The 20629-nt window shown below is 66.6% G+C and carries 19 protein-coding genes; 8 read left to right on the top strand and 11 right to left on the bottom strand.

Annotated features, from left to right (window positions below; genetic code table 11):
• Positions 1 to 141: 141 nt before the first annotated feature.
• The gene (gene queC / locus MA09_RS16215) at positions 142 to 855 is read right to left on the bottom strand and encodes a 7-cyano-7-deazaguanine synthase QueC (RefSeq protein WP_036250717.1); all 714 of its coding nucleotides are present in this window, start codon (positions 853 to 855) and stop codon (positions 142 to 144) included.
• A gap of 193 nt (positions 856 to 1048) precedes the next feature.
• Here queC and MA09_RS16210 point away from each other — a divergent pair, with 193 nt between their 5' ends.
• The 3 genes from MA09_RS16210 to MA09_RS23780 are packed head-to-tail and all read left to right on the top strand — an operon-like array spanning position 1049 to position 7745.
• A complete protein-coding gene (locus MA09_RS16210) occupies positions 1049 to 2869 on the top strand; it encodes an autotransporter assembly complex family protein (protein WP_307183915.1) in 1821 nt (606 codons plus the stop codon).
• The gene (locus MA09_RS16205) at positions 2869 to 7323 is read left to right on the top strand and encodes a translocation/assembly module TamB domain-containing protein (RefSeq protein ID WP_036250715.1); all 4455 of its coding nucleotides are present in this window, start codon (positions 2869 to 2871) and stop codon (positions 7321 to 7323) included. The genes MA09_RS16210 and MA09_RS16205 overlap by 1 nt, the downstream gene beginning before the upstream one ends.
• Before the next feature lie 50 nt (positions 7324 to 7373).
• A complete protein-coding gene (locus tag MA09_RS23780; protein WP_152594689.1) occupies positions 7374 to 7745 on the top strand; it encodes a hypothetical protein in 372 nt (123 codons plus the stop codon).
• A 12-nt stretch (positions 7746 to 7757) separates the two neighbouring features.
• Here the strand turns inward: MA09_RS23780 and MA09_RS24890 are convergent, their stop codons facing one another.
• Both MA09_RS24890 and MA09_RS16195 read right to left on the bottom strand, forming a co-directional pair.
• Entirely contained in the window at positions 7758 to 7901 is a 144-nt protein-coding gene (locus tag MA09_RS24890) for a hypothetical protein (RefSeq protein ID WP_161783232.1), read from the bottom strand.
• Between the two features lie 216 nt (positions 7902 to 8117).
• Positions 8118 to 9020 carry a LysR family transcriptional regulator gene (locus tag MA09_RS16195; protein WP_036250714.1) on the bottom strand — a complete coding sequence of 301 codons (903 nt, stop codon included), beginning with the start codon at positions 9018 to 9020 and terminating at the stop codon, positions 8118 to 8120.
• Between the two features lie 92 nt (positions 9021 to 9112).
• Between MA09_RS16195 and MA09_RS16190 the strand changes: the two genes are divergently transcribed.
• Positions 9113 to 10114 (top strand): sodium-dependent bicarbonate transport family permease, encoded by a 1002-nt coding sequence (locus tag MA09_RS16190; RefSeq protein WP_036250711.1) that lies wholly within the window; start codon positions 9113 to 9115, stop codon positions 10112 to 10114.
• Positions 10115 to 10118: 4 nt separating this feature from the next.
• On the opposite strand, the gene MA09_RS16185 is transcribed toward MA09_RS16190, so the two are convergent.
• A complete protein-coding gene (locus tag MA09_RS16185; RefSeq protein WP_036250708.1) occupies positions 10119 to 10304 on the bottom strand; it encodes a hypothetical protein in 186 nt (61 codons plus the stop codon).
• A 122-nt stretch (positions 10305 to 10426) separates the two neighbouring features.
• Here MA09_RS16185 and MA09_RS16180 point away from each other — a divergent pair, with 122 nt between their 5' ends.
• Both MA09_RS16180 and MA09_RS16175 read left to right on the top strand, forming a co-directional pair.
• A complete protein-coding gene (locus MA09_RS16180; RefSeq protein WP_036250706.1) occupies positions 10427 to 10945 on the top strand; it encodes a hypothetical protein in 519 nt (172 codons plus the stop codon).
• A 122-nt stretch (positions 10946 to 11067) separates the two neighbouring features.
• On the top strand, positions 11068 to 11649 hold the full coding sequence (locus MA09_RS16175) for a DJ-1/PfpI family protein (protein ID WP_036250703.1): 582 nt from the start codon (positions 11068 to 11070) through the stop codon (positions 11647 to 11649).
• A gap of 139 nt (positions 11650 to 11788) precedes the next feature.
• On the opposite strand, the gene MA09_RS16170 is transcribed toward MA09_RS16175, so the two are convergent.
• The 5 genes from MA09_RS16170 to MA09_RS16150 form a co-directional block, all read right to left on the bottom strand.
• Positions 11789 to 14611: an ATP-binding protein gene (locus MA09_RS16170; RefSeq protein WP_036250700.1), complete on the bottom strand. Its 2823-nt coding sequence runs from the start codon at positions 14609 to 14611 to the stop codon at positions 11789 to 11791.
• Between the two features lie 8 nt (positions 14612 to 14619).
• Positions 14620 to 15321 carry a hypothetical protein gene (locus tag MA09_RS16165; protein WP_036250697.1) on the bottom strand — a complete coding sequence of 234 codons (702 nt, stop codon included), beginning with the start codon at positions 15319 to 15321 and terminating at the stop codon, positions 14620 to 14622.
• Positions 15314 to 16711: a hypothetical protein gene (locus MA09_RS16160; protein ID WP_200883080.1), complete on the bottom strand. Its 1398-nt coding sequence runs from the start codon at positions 16709 to 16711 to the stop codon at positions 15314 to 15316. The genes MA09_RS16165 and MA09_RS16160 overlap by 8 nt, the downstream gene beginning before the upstream one ends.
• 164 nt (positions 16712 to 16875) lie before the next feature.
• On the bottom strand, positions 16876 to 17628 hold the full coding sequence (locus MA09_RS16155) for a DUF3108 domain-containing protein (protein WP_036250694.1): 753 nt from the start codon (positions 17626 to 17628) through the stop codon (positions 16876 to 16878).
• Positions 17629 to 17630: 2 nt separating this feature from the next.
• Positions 17631 to 18734 carry a DUF3108 domain-containing protein gene (locus MA09_RS16150; protein ID WP_036250691.1) on the bottom strand — a complete coding sequence of 368 codons (1104 nt, stop codon included), beginning with the start codon at positions 18732 to 18734 and terminating at the stop codon, positions 17631 to 17633.
• A gap of 123 nt (positions 18735 to 18857) precedes the next feature.
• On the opposite strand from MA09_RS16150, the gene MA09_RS16145 reads away from it, so the two are divergent.
• Together MA09_RS16145 and MA09_RS16140 are read left to right on the top strand one after the other, a co-directional pair.
• Positions 18858 to 19568 (top strand): PhaM family polyhydroxyalkanoate granule multifunctional regulatory protein, encoded by a 711-nt coding sequence (locus MA09_RS16145; protein ID WP_051933524.1) that lies wholly within the window; start codon positions 18858 to 18860, stop codon positions 19566 to 19568.
• A gap of 75 nt (positions 19569 to 19643) precedes the next feature.
• Positions 19644 to 19973: a GFA family protein gene (locus MA09_RS16140; protein ID WP_229440757.1), complete on the top strand. Its 330-nt coding sequence runs from the start codon at positions 19644 to 19646 to the stop codon at positions 19971 to 19973.
• On the opposite strand, the gene MA09_RS16135 is transcribed toward MA09_RS16140, so the two are convergent.
• Both MA09_RS16135 and MA09_RS16130 read right to left on the bottom strand, forming a co-directional pair.
• Positions 19960 to 20259, bottom strand: a complete 300-nt coding sequence (locus MA09_RS16135; RefSeq protein ID WP_152594688.1) for a hypothetical protein — start codon at positions 20257 to 20259, stop codon at positions 19960 to 19962. The genes MA09_RS16140 and MA09_RS16135 overlap by 14 nt on opposite strands.
• A 63-nt stretch (positions 20260 to 20322) precedes the next feature.
• Positions 20323 to 20505 carry a hypothetical protein gene (locus tag MA09_RS16130; RefSeq protein ID WP_152594687.1) on the bottom strand — a complete coding sequence of 61 codons (183 nt, stop codon included), beginning with the start codon at positions 20503 to 20505 and terminating at the stop codon, positions 20323 to 20325.
• Positions 20506 to 20629: the final 124 nt, after the last annotated feature.

Raw genomic sequence — 20629 nt, 5'->3', positions numbered from 1 at the left:
TTCGTTTGTGTTGGCGGCGAGAGAAGAATATTGGGATTCCAGCGTTCACAGGAATGACGTTCTTGAAACGTATCGTTTTACTAGCATCAGCCTATTTCAAGGTGGACGTATCATGCTGCCATGGCAAGTCCTGCCCTTTTTTTACTTCGTTTTCTTACCTTCCACATACTGCGCGTAGCCGCGTGCCCGCAACGCGCAGGCCGGGCAGGTGCCGCAGCCATGCCCCCACGGATGCGCAGCCCCACGCTCGCCCAGGTAGCAGGTATGGGTATCGAAGCGGACCAAATCCACCAGCGCGTCGCCGCCGCAGTCCTGGGCCAGTTGCCAGGTCTGGGCCTTGTCGATCCACATCAGGGGCGTCTCGACCTTCAGGCGCGTGGCCATGCCGAGGTTCAGGGCCACCTGCAGCGCCTTCATGGTGTCGTCGCGGCAGTCCGGGTAGCCCGAGAAATCGGTTTCGCACATGCCGCCCACCAGCACGTTCAGGCCGCGGCGGTAGGCCACCGTCGCCGCCACCGTCATGAACAGCAGGTTGCGCCCCGGCACGAAGGTGTTCGGCAGGCCGTTTTCCTGCATCGCGATGGCCACGTTGCTGGTCAGGGCCGTGTCCGAGATCCTCGAAATCAGGGACAGGTCGATCATGTGGTCTTCGCCCAGCTTCGCATCCCAGTCCGGCCTCAAGGCGCGCATCTTCGACAGCAGGGTCGGGCGCACCTCCAGTTCGACGGCATGGCGTTGGCCATAGTCGAAGCCGATCGTCTCCACGCGCGCATAGCGCTGCAGTGCCCACGCGAGGCAAGTGGTGGAGTCCTGGCCGCCGCTGAAGAGGACGAGCGCGGTGTCGTTGGTATGCATGATCGAAGTCCGTGAATGAGGCGCGCCGGGCGCTTGGGGAAACCGCGGATTCTGGCATAAAACCGGGGCTTGCGTGAATTCAGGGTCACACTGCTGGGCCAAGAGTTTGTCATTGTTTTTGCCAATCCGTTAAGATTGCCATGAACTTTACCTCCGGAGCGCTATGTTTCCTGCAAGATCGATCCCTCGCCGTTTGCGTCCCCTGCCCCGCCTGTTGACGGGCCTCGGCGCCTTGGTCTTTGCCACGGCATTGCACGCGCAGGGAATCGACTACCAGGTCCGCATCGACGCGCCGCGCCAGCTCGAGGAGATGCTCGAGGAAAACCTCGACCTGATGCGCTGGCGCGGCAATCCGCGCGTCGACATGGAACAGCTGCAGCGCCTGGTCAAGGAAGCCCCGGCCCAGGCCAAGACCTTCATCGCCACCGAGGGCTATTACTCGCCCAAGATCTCTGCCGGCCTGGACACCAGCGGCGGGCGGCCGGTGGCGCGCGTCATCGTCGACCCAGGGCCGGCGACCGTGGTCGGCGACGTCGACCTGGTGCTGCAGGGATTCGCCCCGATCGACGAGGGCAGCGCCCCTTTCGATGCCGGCGCCCTGCGCCAGCGCTGGTCGCTCCCTAGCGGCGCGCGCTTCCGCCAGGAAGATTGGGAAGCCGCCAAGCGCGGGCTGCTGCGCGAAGTGACCCAGACGCGCTTCCCGCGCGCGCGCCTGGTCGAGACCAGCGCCACCGTCGATCCGGAAGAACGCCGCGCCATGCTGCGCGTGGTCATCGACAGCGGTCCCGAGATGCGCTTCGGCGAACTGCGCATCCGCGGCCTGAAGCGCTACTCGCGCGAGGTGATCACCAACCTGAACAACATCAAGCCGGGCGACCAGTACAGCGAGGCTGCCCTGACGGCCCTGCAGTCGCGCCTGCAGGACACCGGCTATTTCAGCAGCGTGGAGGTGAGCGCCGACATGCGCCAGGTGCTCAACGCCGAGCTGCAGGAACTGAAGGAAGGCGACGACGACGCGGACGCCAATCCAGCGACGCCGGAACCGCCCACCGGACCCACCGTGCTGCCGGTGCTGGTGCGCGTCACCGAAAACCTGCGCAAGAACGTCGAGGTCGGCGTCGGTTTCTCGACCGACACCGGCGCTCGCCTGCAGGCCAGCTACGACGACCTGAACGTGCTCGGCAAGCGCATGAAGAGCGACCTGATCTACGAACAGAAGCGCCAGACCGCGCGCGTCGACTTCTTCTGGCCGACCAAGCCCAAGGGCTACAACGACAGCGTCGGCGCCGGCGTCGAGCGCAACGACGTACGCGGCGAGATCACCACTCTGGCCACGATTGCTGCGCGCCGCTCGTGGGGCACGCCGCTGTTGGAGCGCAGCCTGACGCTCGAGGCACTGGTGGAAAAGCGCGAGGTGCCGCCAAGCGAACCGACGACGACGCGCAGTTTGCCGCTCACCTATGCCATCACCAAGCGCAAGCTCGACAGTCTGATCCAGCCGACCAACGGTTACGTGCTGCAGGGCCAGCTGGGCGGCGCCCTGCTGCCGATCCTGACCGACGAGCGCTTCCTGCGCCTCTACCTGCGCGGCCAGATGTTCAAGCCGCTCGGACCGAGCGGCACCCTGGTGCTGCGCAGCGAGTTCGGCGCGGTGGCCACCAAGGAAAAACTGGGCGTGCCCTCCACCTTCCTGTTCCGCGCCGGCGGCGACCAGTCGGTGCGCGGCTACGGCTACCGCGAACTGGGCGTGCGCGAGAACAACGCCATCGTCGGCGCCAGGTACCTGGCCACCGCGAGCGCCGAATACCAGTATTACTTCCGCCCGCCCTGGGGCGTGGCCGTGTTCTACGACGTCGGCAACGCCGCCGACAGGCTCGGCGACCTGCAGCCGAAATCCGGCTTCGGCGTGGGCGCACGCTGGCGCAGCCCAGTGGGCCCGATCAACGTCGACCTGGCCTACGGCCATGCCGTGAAAAAGGCGCGCCTGCACTTCTCCCTGGGATTCACCTTCTGATGGACACGAACGACACTTCCACCGACACGACGCCCGCGCCGGCGCCAGAGAAGAAGGCACGCCGCTGGCCGCGCCGCGTCGCCATCGGCGTCGTCGTCACCGGTGTGCTGGTCGGCGGAACACTCTGGTACCTGGGCCGCGAGACCACGCTGCAGATGATCGCGCAAAAGGTCGCCGCCTCCACCGGCGGCAAGCTGACCATCACCGGCGTGCGCGGTTCGCTCTACGGCGCCATGTATATCGAGCGCATCGTCTGGCGCACCGACGAGCAGCTGGTCATCGCCAACAAGATCAACCTGCACTGGTCGCCGTCGCAGATCGTCTCGCGCGGCATCCTGGTCGACCGCCTGCATGCGGCCAACCTGCGCGTCGAAACGCTCAAGGAAACCGAAGAACGCTCGCCGATGCCGGCGAAACTCGCGCCGCCCTTCCCGGTCTCGATCGACGATGCGCGCCTGAACCGCGCCACGTTTGTGAACCAGGGCGCGGAAACCCACATCGACAACATTCGCCTGCGCGTATCCGGCGACAAGCAGCGCTGGGCTTTGCGCGATGCTGCGGCCGTGACGCCCTGGGGCGACGTGGGGGCCGCCGGCACCATCGGCGCCCAGCGTCCGTTCAAGCTGGATGCCACCGCCAGCCTGACGCAGTCGCAGGCCAAGGCCGAAGGTGTGGCAACTTCGAGGGCCGCCCAGCTGCGCCTGAAAGTCGGCGGCGACCTGGAGACCACCCTGGTCGATGCGAACGGCCAGGCCGGCCGCGCGGCGGGCGACGCCCGCTTCGTGCTCTCGCCCTATGCCGAGATTCCGCTGCGCGAAATGCGCATCAATGGCCGCAACGTCGACCCGGGCTTCTTCAACCCGGCGCTGCCGACCGCCGACCTGACTTTCGCCATCACCGGCAAGCTGGACGAGAAGCGCAACATCAGCGGCCGCGTCGACATCAGCAACGACGGCCCGGAAGGCACCATCGACCAGCAGCGCCTGCCGCTGCGCAGCATGCGCGGCCAGCTGGGCGGCAACCTGGAAGCCCTGCAGGTGTCCGACGTGCTGATGGACTTCGGTGCCGCCGGCCGCTTCACCGGCCTGGGGGGCGTCCAGCGGGACAAGGACGCCGAAGGACTCGGCACCGCGCGCTTCACGCTGCATACCGACCGCTTCGACCTGAAGGGCATCCACTCCACCATGAAGCCCACCGCGATCCGCGGCGACATCCAGGTGACGAATGCCGGCAATACCCAGACCCTGCAGGCCAACCTGGCTGACAAGGCGCTGCGCCTGGCCGCGCTGGCGACGCTGGAGAACAACGTGGTCACGGTGCGCGAAGCGCGCCTGTCGAGCGGCAGCAGCCGGGTCGACGTCACCGGCAACATGAAGCTGCTCGACGACAAGGCCTTCAAGGCCAGCGCCAACGCCAGCCGCTTCAACCCGGCCGATTTCGGCGATTTCCCGGAAGCCGACATCAACGCCAGCGTCAATGTGGCAGGCGCGCTCGCCCCAGCCTGGCGCGTGGATGCCGACTTCGCCGTGCGCCGCAGCCGGCTGCTGAACCAGCCGCTGTCAGGCGCAGGCAAGCTGCACGCGGATGCCAAGCGCATCAGCGGCATCGATGCCGACCTGGCCCTGGGCCAGAACACGGTGGCGCTGAACGGCGCCTTTGGCGGCACGGGCGACCGCCTGCAATGGCGCCTGGATGGCCGCCAGCTGTCGGCGGTGCGCAGCGATCTGTACGGGGCAGTCACGGCCAACGGCGTCGCCACCGGCACCATGGCCGCGCCGCGTACCACCTTTGAAATGAATGCGAGCGGCCTCGGCTGGGTGGCCGCCCAGCGCAAGAATGCCAATGGCAGCCTGCGCGCCAGCGGCGAAGCCTGGCTGGCAGGCAGCGAAGGCGCACGCGTCGTGCAAGCGAAGATGAGCGGCGCCATGCAGCGTTTCAACCCGGCGGCCTTCGGCTCGCCGCTGGCCGGCTCGATCAACGGCACTTTTGACGCCAGCGGCCGCAGCGGCGCCGACTGGCGCGGCGCCGTCGACCTGCGGGTACAGGATTCGACCTTGTCGAATTCGCCGCTGTGGGGCCATGCGAAACTTAGCGCCGACCGCCGCCACATCTCGAACGCCGACGTCGACCTGCACGTGGGCGCCAACGTGGTGGCCGCCAAGGGCAGCTTCGGCGCGGGTAACGACCAGCTGGGCTGGCGCATCGACGCCCCGCAGCTCGCCGCACTCGGCCCGGACTTCGCCGGCGTGCTGCGCGGCCAGGGAACCCTGTCCGGTACCATGGACACCCCCTCGGTCACCGCCGCGCTCGAAGGCCAGAACCTGCGCCTGCTGGGCACCCACAGCATTCGTTCGCTGCGTGCAAATGCCAACCTCGGCTCCGGCCGCGGTGCCCGCGATGCGCTGGCGAGCGACATCCAGATCACCGAATACGTCAGTGGCGAAACGCGCATCGCCTCGGCCAGCCTGCGCACCGAAGGCACGCGCGGCGCCCACACCCTGCGCGCGGCTGCGACCGGCGACGCGTTCGATGCCAACCTCGAAGTGCGCGGCGGCTTTACGCGCGACACCTGGAGCGGCACCCTGGCGGCCCTGCAGAACCGCGGCCGCTATGCGATGACGCTGCAGGCGCCGGTTCCGCTGCGCATCAGCGGCGCGCCCGGCAGCGGCGTGATGGGCCTGGCCAAGCCGCAGAACATCGCCTTCAACGGCGCCGTCATTCGCCTCCCGGCCGGCAGCATCACGGTCGACTCGCTGGTGAAGAACGGCCCGCGCTGGGCCAGTCGCGGCCACGCGGACAACGTGCCGCTCACCTATCTCTCGCAGTTCTCGCCGGCGACTGCCGACAATGCGCGCGGCGACCTGACCCTGGGCGCGAAGTGGGAACTCGACCTCCGTACCGCGACCGCCACCGGCGCCGCCCCGGCGCTGGACGGCATGGTCCACGTGTTCCGCGAGAAAGGCGACGTGATCGCCGGCGGCGACCGGCCGGTGCCGCTCGGGCTGCGCGCCTTTGAGGCACGCGCCGACGTCGTCGGCAGCTCGCTGCACGTGAATGTCAACCTGGACGGCGCCCGTACCGGCTCGGCCAAGGTCGACGCCACCGCCCAGCTGCTGCAGGGCCGCCTGGACCGCGACAGCCCGCTGCGCATGACGGCCAACGCCAACATGGGCTCGATCGCCTGGCTGGCTTCGTTCGCGGGGCAATCGGGACTGGAACTGGACGGCGCGCTGCGCCTGGCCTTGACGGGCAGCGGCACCATCGGCACCCCCCGCCTGGACGGCAGCGTGCAGGGCGACAACCTGGCCGTGCGCTGGCCCGAACAGGGTGTGCGCCTGCAGAACGGCCAGCTGCGCGCCGGCCTGTCCGGGGACCAGCTGCAGCTGCAGCGCCTGACCTTCCAGGGCCGCCAGGGCAGCGCCTCGGCCGAAGGCTTCCTGCGCTTCTCGAGCGGCCTGGCCGCGGCCGACCTGCGCCTGACGCTCGACAAGCTGGAAGCGCTCTCGCGTCCGGACCGCACGGTGGTCCTCAGCGGCAAGGCCTCGCTGGTGCGCGATGCAGAACGCTTCGCCATCGAAGGCAACGTGCGTGCCGACCGCGCCCTGATCGAATTCGCGCCGCAAGGCCGCCCGACCATGTCGGACGACGTCATCGTGCTGGGCCAGGGTGGCGCCCAGCCGACGCCTTCGAACAAGAAAGAAGAACTGCCGCTGACCATCGACCTGCGGGCCGACCTGGGCGAAGAATTCAGACTGCGCGGCCTGGGCATCGACGCCACGCTGGCCGGAAGCGTCCGCATGCGCAAGGTCGGCGCCGGCGCGCCGCGTGTCAACGGCACCATCCGCGCGGTCGAAGGCGACTATGCAGCCTACGGCCAGAAGCTGGATATCCGCCGCGCCGTCATCACCTTCAGCGGCCCCTACGACAACCCGGCACTCGACGTGCTTGCGGTGCGTGCGCAGCCCGAGGGCGAACAGCTGTCGGAAACCAATGTGGAAGCCGGCGTGCAGGTGCGCGGCACGGCCCAGGCGCCGGAAGCGCGGCTGGTGTCGACGCCGAACGTGCCCGACAGCGAAAAGCTGTCCTGGCTGGTGCTCGGGCGCGGCATGGAAGGCACGAGCGGCAACGAAAGGGATGTGCTGGCGGCTGCCGGCGCCGCCCTGCTCGGCGGCAAGGGCGGCACCGGCGGCATCACGCAGAAGCTGGCGACTTCGCTCGGCGTGGACGAGCTGGGGCTGAAACAGGCCAACGGCGGTACAGGCGGCCTTGCGGACACGGTGGTGACCGTGGGCAAGCGCATCTCCTCGCGTACCTACCTCAGCTTCGAGCAGGGTGCGACCACGGCCTCGAGCCTGGTGCGCCTGCGCTACAAGTGGACGCCCAGGATCACGCTGCAGTTCCAGACCGGCACCAATACCGCGCTGGACGTGCTGTACGCCTGGGCCTTCGATTGACAGGACCGGCACCCCGGGGAGACATGATGACGGAACAGCTTGTATATCCCTTGCTTCTGATACTTGCCAGCCTCAATAGCCCAGCCCAGGCCCAGGCGCCAGTCCAGGCCCAGACCCAGCAGCAGATCCCGCGCGCCTACCAGGGAGAATGGAACATGCGCGTGAAGGACTGCGGCACCTCGCGCAACGATTCGACGCTGCGCCTGAGCAAGGACAGCATCTCCTATTTCGAAAGCACGGGGCCGGTAAAGACCGCTGTCACGCGAGGCAAGGAACTCGTCCTGGTTGCCGAACTGCAGGGTGAAGGTGAAACACGGCTGCATGCCGCGCACTTCCAGCTGTCGCGCAACGGCCGCAAGCTGACCGACGTCATGAGCACGCCGCCCCTGGTCCGCCATCGCTGCCCGGAGCGGCGCGACTAGGCGCGCCTCCTGCTACGGCAGATCGCCTGGCGCCGCTGGCTGGTAGAACGGCTGGCGTACGCGGACCGGACGCACGTCCACGCGCACGCGGTAGACCGAATCGGCTTCCGCACGGTTCGACACGTAACCCTCGGTTTCGGGCACGCGCCGGAACACGAATTCGAATCCCTTCTCCGCGTCGCCAGACCGCGATCCTCGCCTTCCAGCTCGGCGAGCTGTCCACCCCGATGATCCCGGCCTCCGGCGTCACGGTCGGCGTGCTGGCGCTGGCCGCATCCCCTGGATCGTCTGGGCAAAATGGATGGTGCCGCTGCAGCTGATGTACCTGGTGCTGGCGCTGCTGCTGGTGCCGGCCACCCTCATGGGATGGAACTAGGAAGACGGGGCGGCGCTGCCGATATGCTGCAGGTGCTGCAGGAACGCGTTTGCGACCGGAGTGAGCTTCTTGCCTTTCCGGTACAGCGTCCACCAGCTGGACTGGACGGGGAAGCCCTCGACCCGCAGCACGGCCAGCCCTTCCGCGATCGGCTCCCCGGCCAGCGCATGGCGTGACACGACACCCAGGCCCAGGCCGGCCGCCACCGCCTGCTTGATGGCTTCGTTGCTGCCCAGCTCCAGGCGCACGTCCGGCCGGAAATCCAGCGCCTTGAAATGCTCGTCGCAAGCGAGGCGCGTGCCGGATCCCTTCTCGCGCAGGATGAAGCGCAGCCGCGCCAGCTCGGCCAGGCCGATGTGCCCGCGCCCGGCCAGCGGATGCGCGGCGGCGGCGATGACGTCGAGCGGGTTGGTCAGGAAGGCATGGCGTTCCAGCTCCAGGTCGGCGGGCGGCATCGACATGATGTACAGGTCGTCGAGGTTGTCGCGCAGGCGCCGCACGACGCCGTCGCGGTTGAGCACTTCGAGCGCGACGTCGATCTCGGGATGCGCCGCGCAGAAGGCGCCGAGCAGCCGCGGAACGAAATACTTCGCGGTGCTGACCACCGACACCCGCAGGCGGCCCCGGGTCATCCCGCGGATGCCGTCGACCTGCTGCTCGAACGCGGTCCACTCGTCCAGCATGGCGCGCGCCGTGCGCGCCAGCGCTTCCCCGGCCGCTGTCAGGTACATGCGCTTGCCGACCTGCTCGTAGAGCGGCATGCCGACGCTGTCGGCCAGCTCGCGCAACTGCATGGATGCGGTCGGCTGGGTCACGTGGCAGGCACGGGCGGCGGCCGTCACGCTCAGGTGTTCAGCGAAGGAAAGAAACAGGCGCAGTTGCCGAAAGGTTGCGTTCATAGAGCTTTATCTATTCTACGCATCATAATAATCGATTTTTCTTTATTGCCGACAGCGCTTAGGATGCAGCACCTCCCCTGTTGAGCAAAAATATGACCACCTTCCTCGATCCTGCGATCCTGTTTTTTGTCTTCGGCATCCTGGCCGGCTGCGTGAAATCGAACCTCGAGATCCCCCAGCCGATCTCCCGCTTCCTGTCGCTCTACCTCCTGATGGCGCTTGGCCTGAAAGGGGGATTCGCCCTGGCGCAATCCGGCCTCACCGCGGAGATCGCGGCCAGCCTCGGGGCTGCCGTCCTGCTGGCGGCGGCGATTCCCCTGGTTGCATATCAATTGCTGAAGCGCTTCGTCTCGGGCTTCGACGCGGCTGCGGTGGCGGCGACCTACGGTTCGGTCAGCGCGGTCACCTTCATCACGGCGACGCAGTACCTGGACGTCCACGGGATCGCCTACGGCGGGCACATGGCGGCCGCGATGGCCTTGATGGAATCACCGGCCATCATCATCGCCGTCGTGCTGGCGAATTCCCTGCGCCAGGCCGGGGCGCCGGCCGTACTGTCGAACATGAACGGGACGGCCGCCTTGGGCGGCCCGGGCCCGCGCGTCGGGCTGGGAAAGATCTTGCACGAATCCTTTACCGACGGCACCCAACTGCTCCTGCTCGGCGCCATGCTCGTGGGCGTACTGACGGGCGAAGCCGGCAAGGCGGCCATGGCACCGTTCTCGATCGACCTGTTCAAGGGAATGCTGGCCTTCTTCCTGCTCGACATGGGCCTGCACACCGCCCGCAACCTGGGCAAGCTGCGCGGCCAGTCGCGCTGGCTGCTGGTCTACGCAGCCGGCGCGCCGGTCGTGCATGCCGGCCTTGCCCTGGGCCTGGCGGCGCTGCTCGGCCTGTCGGCCGGCAACGCCACCCTGCTGATGGTACTGGCCGGCAGCGCCTCGTATATCGCCGTCCCGGCAGCGCTGCGTTATGCGATCCCCGAAGCCAACCCCTCCGTGTATTTCAGCATGTCGCTCGGAGTGACCTTCCCCTTGAACATCCTGCTGGGCATTCCCGTGTATGCCTGGGTGGCTGCTACCGTGCTGGGCTGACGGTTCAGGAAAATAGGCTGGGCTTGGGATCGGGCACCGGCTCCTCGTCGCCCTGCGGCGTATGGGTATGGCCGGGCTGGTGATGCGGGTGCGGCGTGTCGAAGGGCTCGGGCGACGGTTCCTCGATCGGGGCCGGGTCCGGTGCGCGGTGCGCTTTCACAGGGAAATACGCGGGTGAAACTGCATTCATGGCAGGAATCTCCTCTTCAAAAGCGGAGCGTTCACCTTACCAGAATGGTCCCTGCGCCGCCGTTCGCTGCCGCATAGCGTGCGGTGCAGCTACAATGGCGAACCTGACAATTTCGATGCACCATGGACCTCTCGATCACCACCCTCGCCCTGCTCGTCCTGACCCCGCTGCTGGTCTGGCGCGTCTACAACCGCATCAAGGCCCGCATGGTCCGCCAGCGCTCGATCGTCTCGCGCCACTACACCGGGGTGCTGGTGTTCGGGGCCATGATCCTGGTGCCGGCGGCGCAGCTGCTCGACAATCCCTTCAACCTGGGAGCACTGGCAATCGGCACGGCCTTCGGTATCGGTTGGAGCGTGTGGGGACTGAAACGGACGCGCTTCGAGGATACGCAGCAGGGTTACTATTTCACGCCGCCGGCGCGGCTCGGCATCCTGATGGCGATGATCCTGGTGGCGCGCATCCTGTACCTCGGGGTGGAAATCTATGCGAACCAGGGCAAGGGGATTCCGGCGCCGCGCCTGACGGATGAGCCGCTGACCATGCTGTGCGCGGGGCTGACCGCGGGTTACTTCGGGCTGTACTCGGCGGGGCTGTTGCGCTGGCGCAGGCAGGTGCGCAAGGCGATCGATCTCGCATGAGTCCGCTGCCATCGATTCATCATTTCATGATGCAAGATTAGCATCCCGCGGCGCCGGATGGTATCTTTGTCGACGTCCGCTCGGACAGCCGTGCTTTCAGGGACATCCACAAGGAGAACATGATGGCAGCAAAGAAAATCCTGTTGTTGACTGGCGATTTTGCGGAAGATTACGAGACCATGGTGCCCTTCCAGGCGCTGCAGATGGTCGGCCACACGGTGCATGCGGCCTGCCCCGGCAAGAAAAAAGGGGACAAGGTCAGAACCGCGATCCACGACTTCGAAGGTGACCAGACCTACTCTGAAAAGCCGGGCCACCTGTTTTCCCTGAACGTCGATTTCTCGGAAGTCCGGGTAGCCGATTACGACGCGCTGGTGGTCGCCGGTGGCCGCGCACCGGAATACCTGCGCCTGAATCCCGAGGTGATCGCGCTGGTACGTTCGTTTGCGCAGTCCGACAAGCCGATCGCCGCCGTTTGCCATGGCGCGCAACTGCTCGCCGCGGCCGACGTCATTCGCGGCAAGCGCGTCTCGGCCTATCCGGCATGTGCGCCCGAGGTGCGCATGGCGGGCGGCGACTATGCGGACATCGAGGTCGACCAGGCGGTGACGGATGGGAAGCTGGTGACGGCGCCGGCATGGCCGGCGCATCCACAGTGGCTGGGACAATTCCTGAAGGTGCTGGGAACCGAGATAGCGCTGTGATGTCCGCTCAGTGACCCACTCAGTGACCCACTCAGTGACCCACTCAGTGACCACGCTGATCCCGGCATCGATCGGGAAACCCGCCTGAAGCAGCTGGCGCGTGCAAGAAAAAGGGAGCGCCACCGCTCCCTTCCTTGTTTTACGCGGCCTTCGCCTCTTCTTTCCTTCTCTGCAGCACGAAGATCGGCTGCGCCCACTGCACATCCTTTTTCTTTTTGCTGGTGATGAGGGTCAGCTCCGACGGGTCGTACACGTCCGTGTTGTGCGTCAGCGGCGTCGTCATCAGGTACTGCGCGTCGGTGTTCTTCAGGAACTCGCCCACCAGCTGGATGTTACGGATGTCCAGGTGCGCGAACGGTTCGTCGATGAACACGAAGCCGCCCGAGCCTTCTTCCGACTTCAGCAGGCCAATCAAGAGCACCAGCGACTTCATCACCTGCTGGCCACCGGAAGCCTCGCCGTCGTTCATGCCGATCTGGTCCTTGCCGTCGAACTTGAAACGCACGTGCAGGCCGGCCTGGGCCAGTTGCACGTCGTCGTTCTCCAGGCGCACCGGATCGGCCTGCACGTCGATGCCCGCCAGCTCGCCCAGCTCCTTGATGTTCTTGGAGTAGGTCTTGATGGTGTAGCGCAGGCGCTCGATGTAGGCGCCGCGCGCGTTGGCCGTGGCCTCGATCGCGCGGTTGTTCTGGTAGCGGCGTTCCTCGGTCTCGGACTGGCGTCCGGACAGCTGGTCGTTCAGGCGTGCGTACTGGTCGATGACGGTGTTGTCCTGTTCCCAATCGTCGCGCGCGAGCGCATGATCGAGCGAGGACAGGCGCAGGTTGACCTGGTGCGCGTTCTGGTGCTTGGCAACCAGGGCGCCGCGCCAGCCTGCGTTCTTCCAGTTCTTCGGCACGTGGCGCCAGCCTTTGCGCAAGGCCAGCAGCGCCTTCGCGTGCTCGGTACGCTGCTCGATGGTGCGGCGGTTGTTCAGGCGCATGCCGGCTTCCGCTTCGGACAGGGCCATGCGCGCGTTCTGCCACACGGTGTCGGCACGGGTACGCGCCACCGTGGCGTTCTTGGTCAGCATCGACAGCTCGCCCAGGCGCGCGCCCACTTCCAGGCGCTCGGCCTTGAGCGGTTGCAGTGCGCGCACGGCTTCCTCGAACTCGGCCTGGCGCGCCGCCAGTTCCTTGGCGGCGTCCACGCCCGCGATGCGGCCCTTCAGGGCGCCCACTTCGGCCGCCAGCTTGCTGATGGCGAGGGTCAGCGCGTCTTCCTGCGCTTCCAGGGCCGGGAGCGACTTCTGGATCGCTTCCAGGCGCTGGGTCTTGCCGGCGGAACCGAAGCGGTAGCGCGAAGGCTCGACGTACAAGGAGCGGCCGCCGCGGCGTTCGCGGTGGTAGGCGTCCGGGGTGATCCACTCGTCGGAATCCGACTTGAAGCCAGCGTCGACCGAATCCACGCGCTCGATGCGTTCCAGCTGGTCGATCAGCCAGCCCGGCGCCTTGCCGGAGAAGCGCACCACCGACAGCAGGCTACTGTCCTTGACCACCGGCGCCTCGACGCAGTCGGGCACGATGAAGTGGCGGTAGCGCTCCTTCTCGGCCAGACGGTAGGCGCTTGGGGCATCCTTGGCTTTCTCGAGCAGCACCACCGAAGCGTAACCGCCCAGCACACCCTCGACCGCGCCCTGCCACTTTGGATCGGTGACTTCGACGATGTCCGACAGCATGGCGTGGGCGATGCCCTCGTCGCGCAGCGCACGGCGCATCTGGCGCTGGGCTTCCGGCTCCGGCATGGCGCTCTTGCCCTGCAGTGCCGAGATGGTGGCCAGCTCGCCCGCGATCTTGGCGGCGATGTTGTCGCGCGCCGCCTTCTGCTTGGCGAGTTCCGCTTCCTTCTCGTTCAGCTGGTTCGCCACTTCGGCCAGGTCGGCGCCGGCATCAAGCGCCAGCTTCTGCAGGCGTTCCTTCTGCTCGAGCAGGCTCTCCAGCGGCTTCAGGCGCTGGTTGACCTGGGTGAGGCGGCTGGCCAGTTCGGTGGCTTCCTGCTCCAGCTGGGTTTCCTGCTTCTGCGCCTCGGTCAGGGCGTGCTGCTGGGCTGCCAACTGCTGGCGCTTCTCGGCCAGGATCGAATCGGCCTGCAGCAGCGGCTTGCGGGCTTCCTTCAAATTGCGGCTGATGGCCGCGGCCTTTTCGCGCGCCTCGTGGTATTCCAGCGCCGGCAGCACTTCTTCCTGCAGCGCGCGCTTTTCCTTCTGCAGGTCTTCCCACTGGTGGTAGTTGGCCACGCGCAAGCGCAGGCCTTCCAGGTTGATGCGCGAGGTTTCCAGCTCGGCCTCGAAGCGCTTCAGCTCCGTCTCGGTGTCGCGCTGGTGGCGCTTGGCTTCGTCGTAGGCGTCCAGCACTTCCTTGTCGCCGAAGACCTGGAACACCAGGTCCAGCAGCTGGCGCGGCGCGTATTCGCACAGCTTGTCGGTTTCGCCCTGCTCCAGCGCCAGCACCTTCGACATGGCCGGCGACAAGCCGGCCGAGGCCAGGCGCTTCTTGTAGTTTTCGACGCCCAGCCAGTCGGTGGCATCCGTGACTTCCTCGATCTCGACGTTACCCGGGCGCATCAGGTACTGGCGCTTCCAGTCGCCGCCGTTCTTCTGCACCTGGCAGAACAGGGTCACTTCGTCGTCGGCGAAGAAGCCCGAATGGCGGAAGGGACGGTTCGACAGCTGTTTGCCGACCGGCTTGTTGTCGACCACGGCGCGCAGCCAGGCACTCTGCTGGCCCGAGTGGCGCGCATAGTGTTTATAGGTGCGCCCCATCGAGCAGTCGAGGCCGAACAGGGTGCGCAGCGCGTCGAGCAGCGTGGTCTTGCCGGAACCGTTCTGGCCGGCGATCGTGATGATCTTGGCGTCCAGCGGGATGTTCTTGATCCGCTGCCAGTAATCCCAGTGGACCAGTTCGAGTGATTTGATGTGGAACATGGGCTATCTCAGGTCGGGGTTTCTTCGTCGGTCGATTCGACCACGGCATCGTTGGCGGCGTCGATCTTGCGGGGCGCAGCCGCGAGCGGCGCGCGCTTGAACACGTCGGCCAGCGCGCCGTTGATGATGCGTTCCTTGAGCAGGTCGGTGTCCATCATCAGGTCCAGCAACGGGCCTTCCAGGATCACGTCGCCGCGGCGCTCGATGAAGCCGAGCTTCGACAGCACGCCCAGGTTCATGTCCATGCGGGTCTTCTTGCCCAGCTTGTCGCCGAAGTCGGACAGCAGCGCGGTGTAGGAGATGCCGATGGACGTATCTTCGGCGCGCGGAATCGGGGTGTCCTGTCCGAACATGTCGGTCTGGTCGTCCGTCACCGTGACGTGGGTCTCCTGGCGCTCGCGCTTGGGCAGGATGATCTGCGCCCACAGCACCACCAGCAAGGCCACGCCGTCACGGGTCAGGCCGAAGTTGTTGTTCTGCCAGATGTCCTTGGCGCCGAAGATCTTCGGCTCGACGTTGCGGTGCAGGGCGATCGTCACGTGGTCGGCATAGACGTTGTCGAGCAGCTTCAGGCCGGCCTCGAACAGGCGCTTGTCCACCTCCTGGCGGAACTGCTCGTCCGACAGCGCGCGCTTGACCATCTTGTCGTCGCGGCGCAGGGTCTGGTGCGTCAGCAGGCGCGCGATCAGGATTTGTGCGTCATCATTCATCGGAGGTAGCGCTTTCAGGACTGTCTAGATCTAAATTCAAGGAGAGGGTGGCGATCGACATCGCCGCCACTTCCGGGTCGTCGAGCTGGATCATGGCGTCGGTCGGCTCGAACTTCACCGGCAGGCGCGCCAGCTCGGCGGTCGCGCCCTGCAGGCTGGCCTCGGCGGCGTCGCCCAGCAGCGGCAGCAGCGAAGCCCGGTAAGAAGCGACGGCGAAGCTGGCCGGCAGGAGCGACTCGTGCAGCGCCACCTTCTTCGGGCCGCTTTCCGAGAACTCGGGGAAGTTGCCGAGGTTGGCGAAGTCGGCCAGCTTGTTGATCCAGTCGTTCAGTTCGGCCTGCATCGCCGGATTGTCGTTGATCGTCAGCGGTGCGTCGGTGCCGGCCGGCAGACCCTTCGGCCCGGTCGAGGTCACGCGCTCGAGCAGCAGTTCGGTCTCGGCCACGTCGATCATCTCGGCCGGCGTGCCGAACAGCGGCACTACCGGGCGGTCGATCGCGCCCTCGGCCAGGCTGGCCAGGTCCTCGTGGGCCAGCAGCCAGCGCTTCACGTCGGTGGTCGACAGGCCGGACTGGCCCAGGTGCACGCGCTGGCGCTCGATCTGGTTCAGGGCGCGCGAGAACATGCCCTGCATGTTCAGCAGCGCGCTCTGGGCACGGCCGATCGCCTGCGCCGCCTTGTGCGTGGCCGAATCGGCGCTCGGGTCCATCGTGATGGCGCGCAGGATCACGGAGCCCTTCTCGACCCAGTCGCAGGCCATGTGCCATTTCGCCTGCGAGGTGCGCAGGCGGAATTCCGAACCGGAGGCGATCGCATCCCGGAATTCCTCGGTCAGCTCCACCAGGCGGCCCAGCAGGTGGCGCAGCTGCTCCACGGTGACGCCGCCCACGGCCTGGGCGCCGGCCACCTGCGACAGCAGGAAGCCCATCTCGGCGTCGTCTTCTTCCGGCTTGGCCAGCGCGATCAGGGTATCGAGCGCGGACAGCACGTTGCGCGCCAGCGGCGTGATGCGATACACGGCGGCCGGGGCGTCCCAGGCCAGCAGGCCGTGGCCGCGCAGGCGGTTCAGCACCGTCTCCAGGCTTTCCGGAATCAGGTAGGCCAGCTTGTTGTTGATGTCGGCGCGCGAAAAGGCCGAGCTGCCGGTATCGCTGGCAAGCTCGCGCAGCACCAGCAGGCGCACCAGCACGCCATCCTGGGTGCCATGGAACAGCGCAGTAAAGGCCGACAGCATGGGCTGGGCGCGCTTGAGGTGGTAGACCTGCTCGATCTCGTCGGGCGCGACGCCGTTCTGGAAGTGCGCCTGCAGCGGGTCGTCTTCCAGCGGAGTATCCTGAGCTGTGATGCGGGATTCTACGGCGAGCGCCGCGCCGCCAAGGTGGTCGATCATATAAGTACCGTTCTCTGGCGCGGACAGGCTCAACCGGTCCGCGGGGGCGCCAGTATAACAGTTTAGGATCGGCAACTAGCAGACTGCGGGGGCCTTCGATTGCAGGAAAGACACACCATTCATTGCCTTGAAACGAGGCAATGTTGCATTGCTTGATAGATGATTTAACGTTTCGTCACGGTGTTCAGGGTCTGTTCGATCCGTTCCTTGTCGCCGTCCGCATAGCGCAGCTTGACCGGATACCACTCGTGCTGCGGCGCCAGCCAGATTTCCAGCTCCTGGTCCTTTTTGTCCGGCACCGGCTGGCGCGAGACCAGCACGGCCTCGACCTCGCCCAGGCCGGTCTGCACTTTTTCGCGCCGGACGACCTTGAACACCCAGGTTTCGGCGTCGCGGCGGCCCGCAACGAAAAAGGGCCACTCGGAACCCGGCTTGAAACGTTCGCCGGCGCCGCGCGCCACGGCGGCCAGCTGCCAGGTGATGGAGGCCCGGTCCTGTTCCCCGCCCTTGAGCGGGTAGACCTGCTTGCTCTCGCTGAAGCGCAAGACCTTGGCCTCGCGGTCGAAGCGGGTCGCGGTCGGGTCCTTGCGCATGCGCTTTTCGATGAATTCGCTTGGTGCCAGGCCGAATGCGTCGACCGTGCCGCGGCTGCGGTCGTGGGTGATGGTGCCCAGCACCGCCACCCTGGATTCGGCGCTCACGGCATATTTGCCGTCGCCCACGCGCCAGGTGACGATGGCTTCGCCCTTCAGGCCGAAGCCGCGCTGGCGGGCCTGCAGTTCATAGCGCAGGTCGGCCGAGGGCGGCAATTCGAACTTGCGCTTGATGGGGGCTGGGGCGTCCTGCGCGCTGGCAGTGCCAAGTAGCAGCGCCAGCAGCAGGCCGCAGCCGGCTTGTCGTAAAACGGTGTGTTGCATATTCAGAATCCTGGTTGGGTCATGGCGATATCGTTCGCCGTCTGCGTGGTCACTGCGCCGTTGGCTTCGCTGCTGCGGAGCTGCACCGGCAGCCAGCCATGCGCGGGCGAGAGCCAGATGTCGAGCCGCGACTTGTACGAGCCCGGCTTCGGCGGGCGCGCGATACGCACGGTCTGCAGGCGGCCCAGCGGGGTGTCGATCTCCTCCGGCCCCACGACCTTGAAGGTATGCACGGCGCCCCAACGCTCCTCGCCGACAAAGATGTCGATGTCGCCGCTCAGCTGCGACTGGTCGCCGCGCGCGATGGCCGTCAGCTGCAAGGGCACCGTGACCTTGTCCTGCGCCCCGGGCTGCAGCGCCACATTGGCCTGCGAGGCCGAGAAGGTTACCTTGTTGCCGGGCCAGTCGAAATGGGTCGCCGTCAGCGACCGGCCTCGCCGCTTCTCGGTCATCTTCACCGGCGCCAGGCCGGTACTGCCGAGGTGGCCTTCGCTGGTCAGCACCGCCAGGTTCACGCGTGCGAACACGATCTTGATGCCGGCTTCGAAGCGCATTTGGTAGGCGTGCTCGTTGCGTTTCCACGACAACTGGGCCTGGCCGCTCCAGCGGGTGCCGTCGGCGTCCGTACGGGCAACGCTGTAAGTGAGCTCGGCCGGCGGCGGCACGTCCACCTTGTAGCGGCGCACCATGTGCACGATCGGCGCCGGGGCGGGATCGGGCGCCGCTTCCGGAGCAGGTTCCGCCGCGGCAAGCTGCGGCGCGGGTGCGGCCTCGTCGGGCGGCGTGGTCGCTTGCGCGGGCGGGCCGGGAGCAACGGGCTCGCCCACCGTGTCTTCCGTAACGGCAATCGTGGGCAGCGGCACAAAATCCGGCAAGGGCGGCTGCACCATCTTCGGCGCCGGGGGCGGCACAGGTTCGGGCGCCGGCGCTTCAGTCGTCGGCGGCAGCAGTTGGGCCAGGCTCACGGAGGCTTCGCCTTCGCGCGCGGGCAGCGCAATACCCAGTCTGCCTGAAGTGAGCCAGCCCAGCACCAGCCAGTGCAGCAGCACGATGAGCGTGCCCAGCACCAGGGCGCGCAGCCGCTGAGGGGGAAAAGCGGAACTCATGCCGCTAGTGTAGCCTGAGCGCGGCCGGGGTGCAGGCTGCGGCGCATTGATCCCTTTGCCGCACAAGCTTTGTCCCGTGTTATTTATCTGCTACGCTAAGAGCATCCACTAAGGAGAAAACCGATGCTCAAGCCTCCCATGCCGAACGCTGCTGGAATGACCGATACCCTCGAATTCGTAAAAAACCTCTGGGGAGGCATGAACATCCCCGGCGTCGGCATGCCGGGCATGACCGGCTCCAGCCTGTCCGTGGACGACCTGGACAAGAAGATCGCCGACCTCAAGGCGGTCGAGTCCTGGCTCAACCTGAACCTGGGCATGCTGCGCGGGACCATCCAGGCCATGGAAGTCCAGCGCGGCACCCTCGCCACCCTGAAAGCCATGGGCGACAGCATGGCGCAGGCCATGCAACGCGCCGGCAGCGACCCGGCCATGGCGGCGCCCTTCACGCAATTCTTCGCGCAGGCGGCCGCCGCTCCGACGCCGCCCCCGCCGCCAGTGCCCGAGCCAAAGACCGACAAGCCCGGCGCCGCCTCTAGCCAGGCCGAGCAGGCAGGCCAGGCAGCGAGCAGTGCGATGCCGGCAGCGGTAGCGTGGTGGAATTTACTGCAAGATCAGTTCCGCCAGGCAGTCAGCAGCGCCATGCCGGCCGGCGGCCCCACGCCGGATGCCGGTGGCGGAGATAGTGGGGCGGCAAAGCCGGCGCCCGCCGAACCGAAAGCGCGCGGCGGCTCGCCGTTGGACGTGTCCGGCGGCGCGGAACCGACACCGCCGGCCAGCGGAAGCTCCGGCCGCGTGGGGCGGAATCCGCGCGTAAAGGCCGACAAGGGCTGACATGCAGTTCGCCGGCGGCTGCCTGTGCGGCGACGTCCGGCTGGTGGCCTCGGGGCGTCCCTACCGGGCCGGGCTGTGCCACTGCCTCGACTGCCGCAAGCACCATGGCGCCTTTTCTGCGCCGCCGCGATCTTTCCCCACGATGCGGTGACGGTCAGCGGCCAGACCGGCGAGTACCAGGGACGACATTTGTGCCCGCGCTGCGGTTCGTCCGTGTTCGCTCGCAGCGGGGACGAGATCGAAGTCCACCTGGGCACGCTCGACGCGCCGGACCAGTCGATGCCGACCTACGAAAACTGGACGGTGCGGCGCGAGTCGTGGCTGCCGCCCTTCCCGCTCGAGAAGCATTACGAGCGCAACCGGGAGACTCCGGGCCGCCGGGAAGACGGTCTCAACGATCTTTGAGGCGCGTGAGGCCGGCAGCAATCCACACGACGGTCACCAAGATAGAGATCATGACGGGGAACAGGAGCGGCACGGCCAGTTCCGGCCGCATCTCGACGATATAGGCACATCCTGCGCTCACGCACACGGGAAGAAGCAATCGCGCCGCCGCATAGCGGTTGATACGGATGACCGATGCCGGCGTGTGGTAATCCACGAAATTCAGGATCCTGAGCTTCGGTGCAAAGTAGAGCAAGGCAGCAATGCCGGTGAGAAGCACGCCGATCAAGAGGAAGAAATTCACCATCAGAACTCCGCACATGCGAATCGACGCAGGAAACAGGCCTGGGGCGCCTGCAGCTTATTGCTTTTACAACACGAATCGATCGAGACCGACGATGGCCGAAACCGCAAGCGAAGCGACCAGGTAGCAAAACACCTGGTCTTTCCAACCAAGTGCAAGCCGCTTGCTTGCCGAAACGGCCAGTGCAATCAGCCCACCCGCCACCAGCACGGGCAGGGTCCATTTGCCCAAGCCGAAGTACATGCTCACCCGCGCTTCGTCATTCGGGTGCAGCGCGCTGACCAATCCCGCCGGAGTATGCCTGCCAAGTCCGCACACGCACTCTACTGTAATGACCAAATGTTTACTAGTTTGCAATGAAACTCGACAGGTT

The organism is Massilia sp. BSC265 (assembly GCF_000740675.1).
Taxonomy (GTDB): domain Bacteria; phylum Pseudomonadota; class Gammaproteobacteria; order Burkholderiales; family Burkholderiaceae_D; genus Telluria.
The sequence above is the reverse complement of the archived record's forward strand: the minus strand, read 5'-3'. Positions and strand labels throughout refer to the sequence as shown.

What these genes read in the sequence shown, in the direction of transcription:
- queC (WP_036250717.1), bottom strand. Translation starts at nt 855, where the DNA reads ATGCATACCAACGACACCGCGCTCGTCCTCTTCAGCGGCGGCCAGGAC.
- MA09_RS16205 (WP_036250715.1), top strand. Translation starts at nt 2,869, where the DNA reads ATGGACACGAACGACACTTCCACCGACACGACGCCCGCGCCGGCGCCA.
- MA09_RS16195 (WP_036250714.1), bottom strand. Translation starts at nt 9,020, where the DNA reads ATGAACGCAACCTTTCGGCAACTGCGCCTGTTTCTTTCCTTCGCTGAA.
- MA09_RS16190 (WP_036250711.1), top strand. Translation starts at nt 9,113, where the DNA reads ATGACCACCTTCCTCGATCCTGCGATCCTGTTTTTTGTCTTCGGCATC.
- MA09_RS16185 (WP_036250708.1), bottom strand. Translation starts at nt 10,304, where the DNA reads ATGAATGCAGTTTCACCCGCGTATTTCCCTGTGAAAGCGCACCGCGCA.
- MA09_RS16180 (WP_036250706.1), top strand. Translation starts at nt 10,427, where the DNA reads ATGGACCTCTCGATCACCACCCTCGCCCTGCTCGTCCTGACCCCGCTG.
- MA09_RS16175 (WP_036250703.1), top strand. Translation starts at nt 11,068, where the DNA reads ATGGCAGCAAAGAAAATCCTGTTGTTGACTGGCGATTTTGCGGAAGAT.
- MA09_RS16170 (WP_036250700.1), bottom strand. Translation starts at nt 14,611, where the DNA reads ATGTTCCACATCAAATCACTCGAACTGGTCCACTGGGATTACTGGCAG.
- MA09_RS16165 (WP_036250697.1), bottom strand. Translation starts at nt 15,321, where the DNA reads ATGAATGATGACGCACAAATCCTGATCGCGCGCCTGCTGACGCACCAG.
- MA09_RS16160 (WP_200883080.1), bottom strand. Translation starts at nt 16,711, where the DNA reads ATGATCGACCACCTTGGCGGCGCGGCGCTCGCCGTAGAATCCCGCATC.
- MA09_RS16155 (WP_036250694.1), bottom strand. Translation starts at nt 17,628, where the DNA reads ATGCAACACACCGTTTTACGACAAGCCGGCTGCGGCCTGCTGCTGGCG.
- MA09_RS16150 (WP_036250691.1), bottom strand. Translation starts at nt 18,734, where the DNA reads ATGAGTTCCGCTTTTCCCCCTCAGCGGCTGCGCGCCCTGGTGCTGGGC.
- MA09_RS16145 (WP_051933524.1), top strand. Translation starts at nt 18,858, where the DNA reads ATGCTCAAGCCTCCCATGCCGAACGCTGCTGGAATGACCGATACCCTC.
- MA09_RS16135 (WP_152594688.1), bottom strand. Translation starts at nt 20,259, where the DNA reads ATGGTGAATTTCTTCCTCTTGATCGGCGTGCTTCTCACCGGCATTGCT.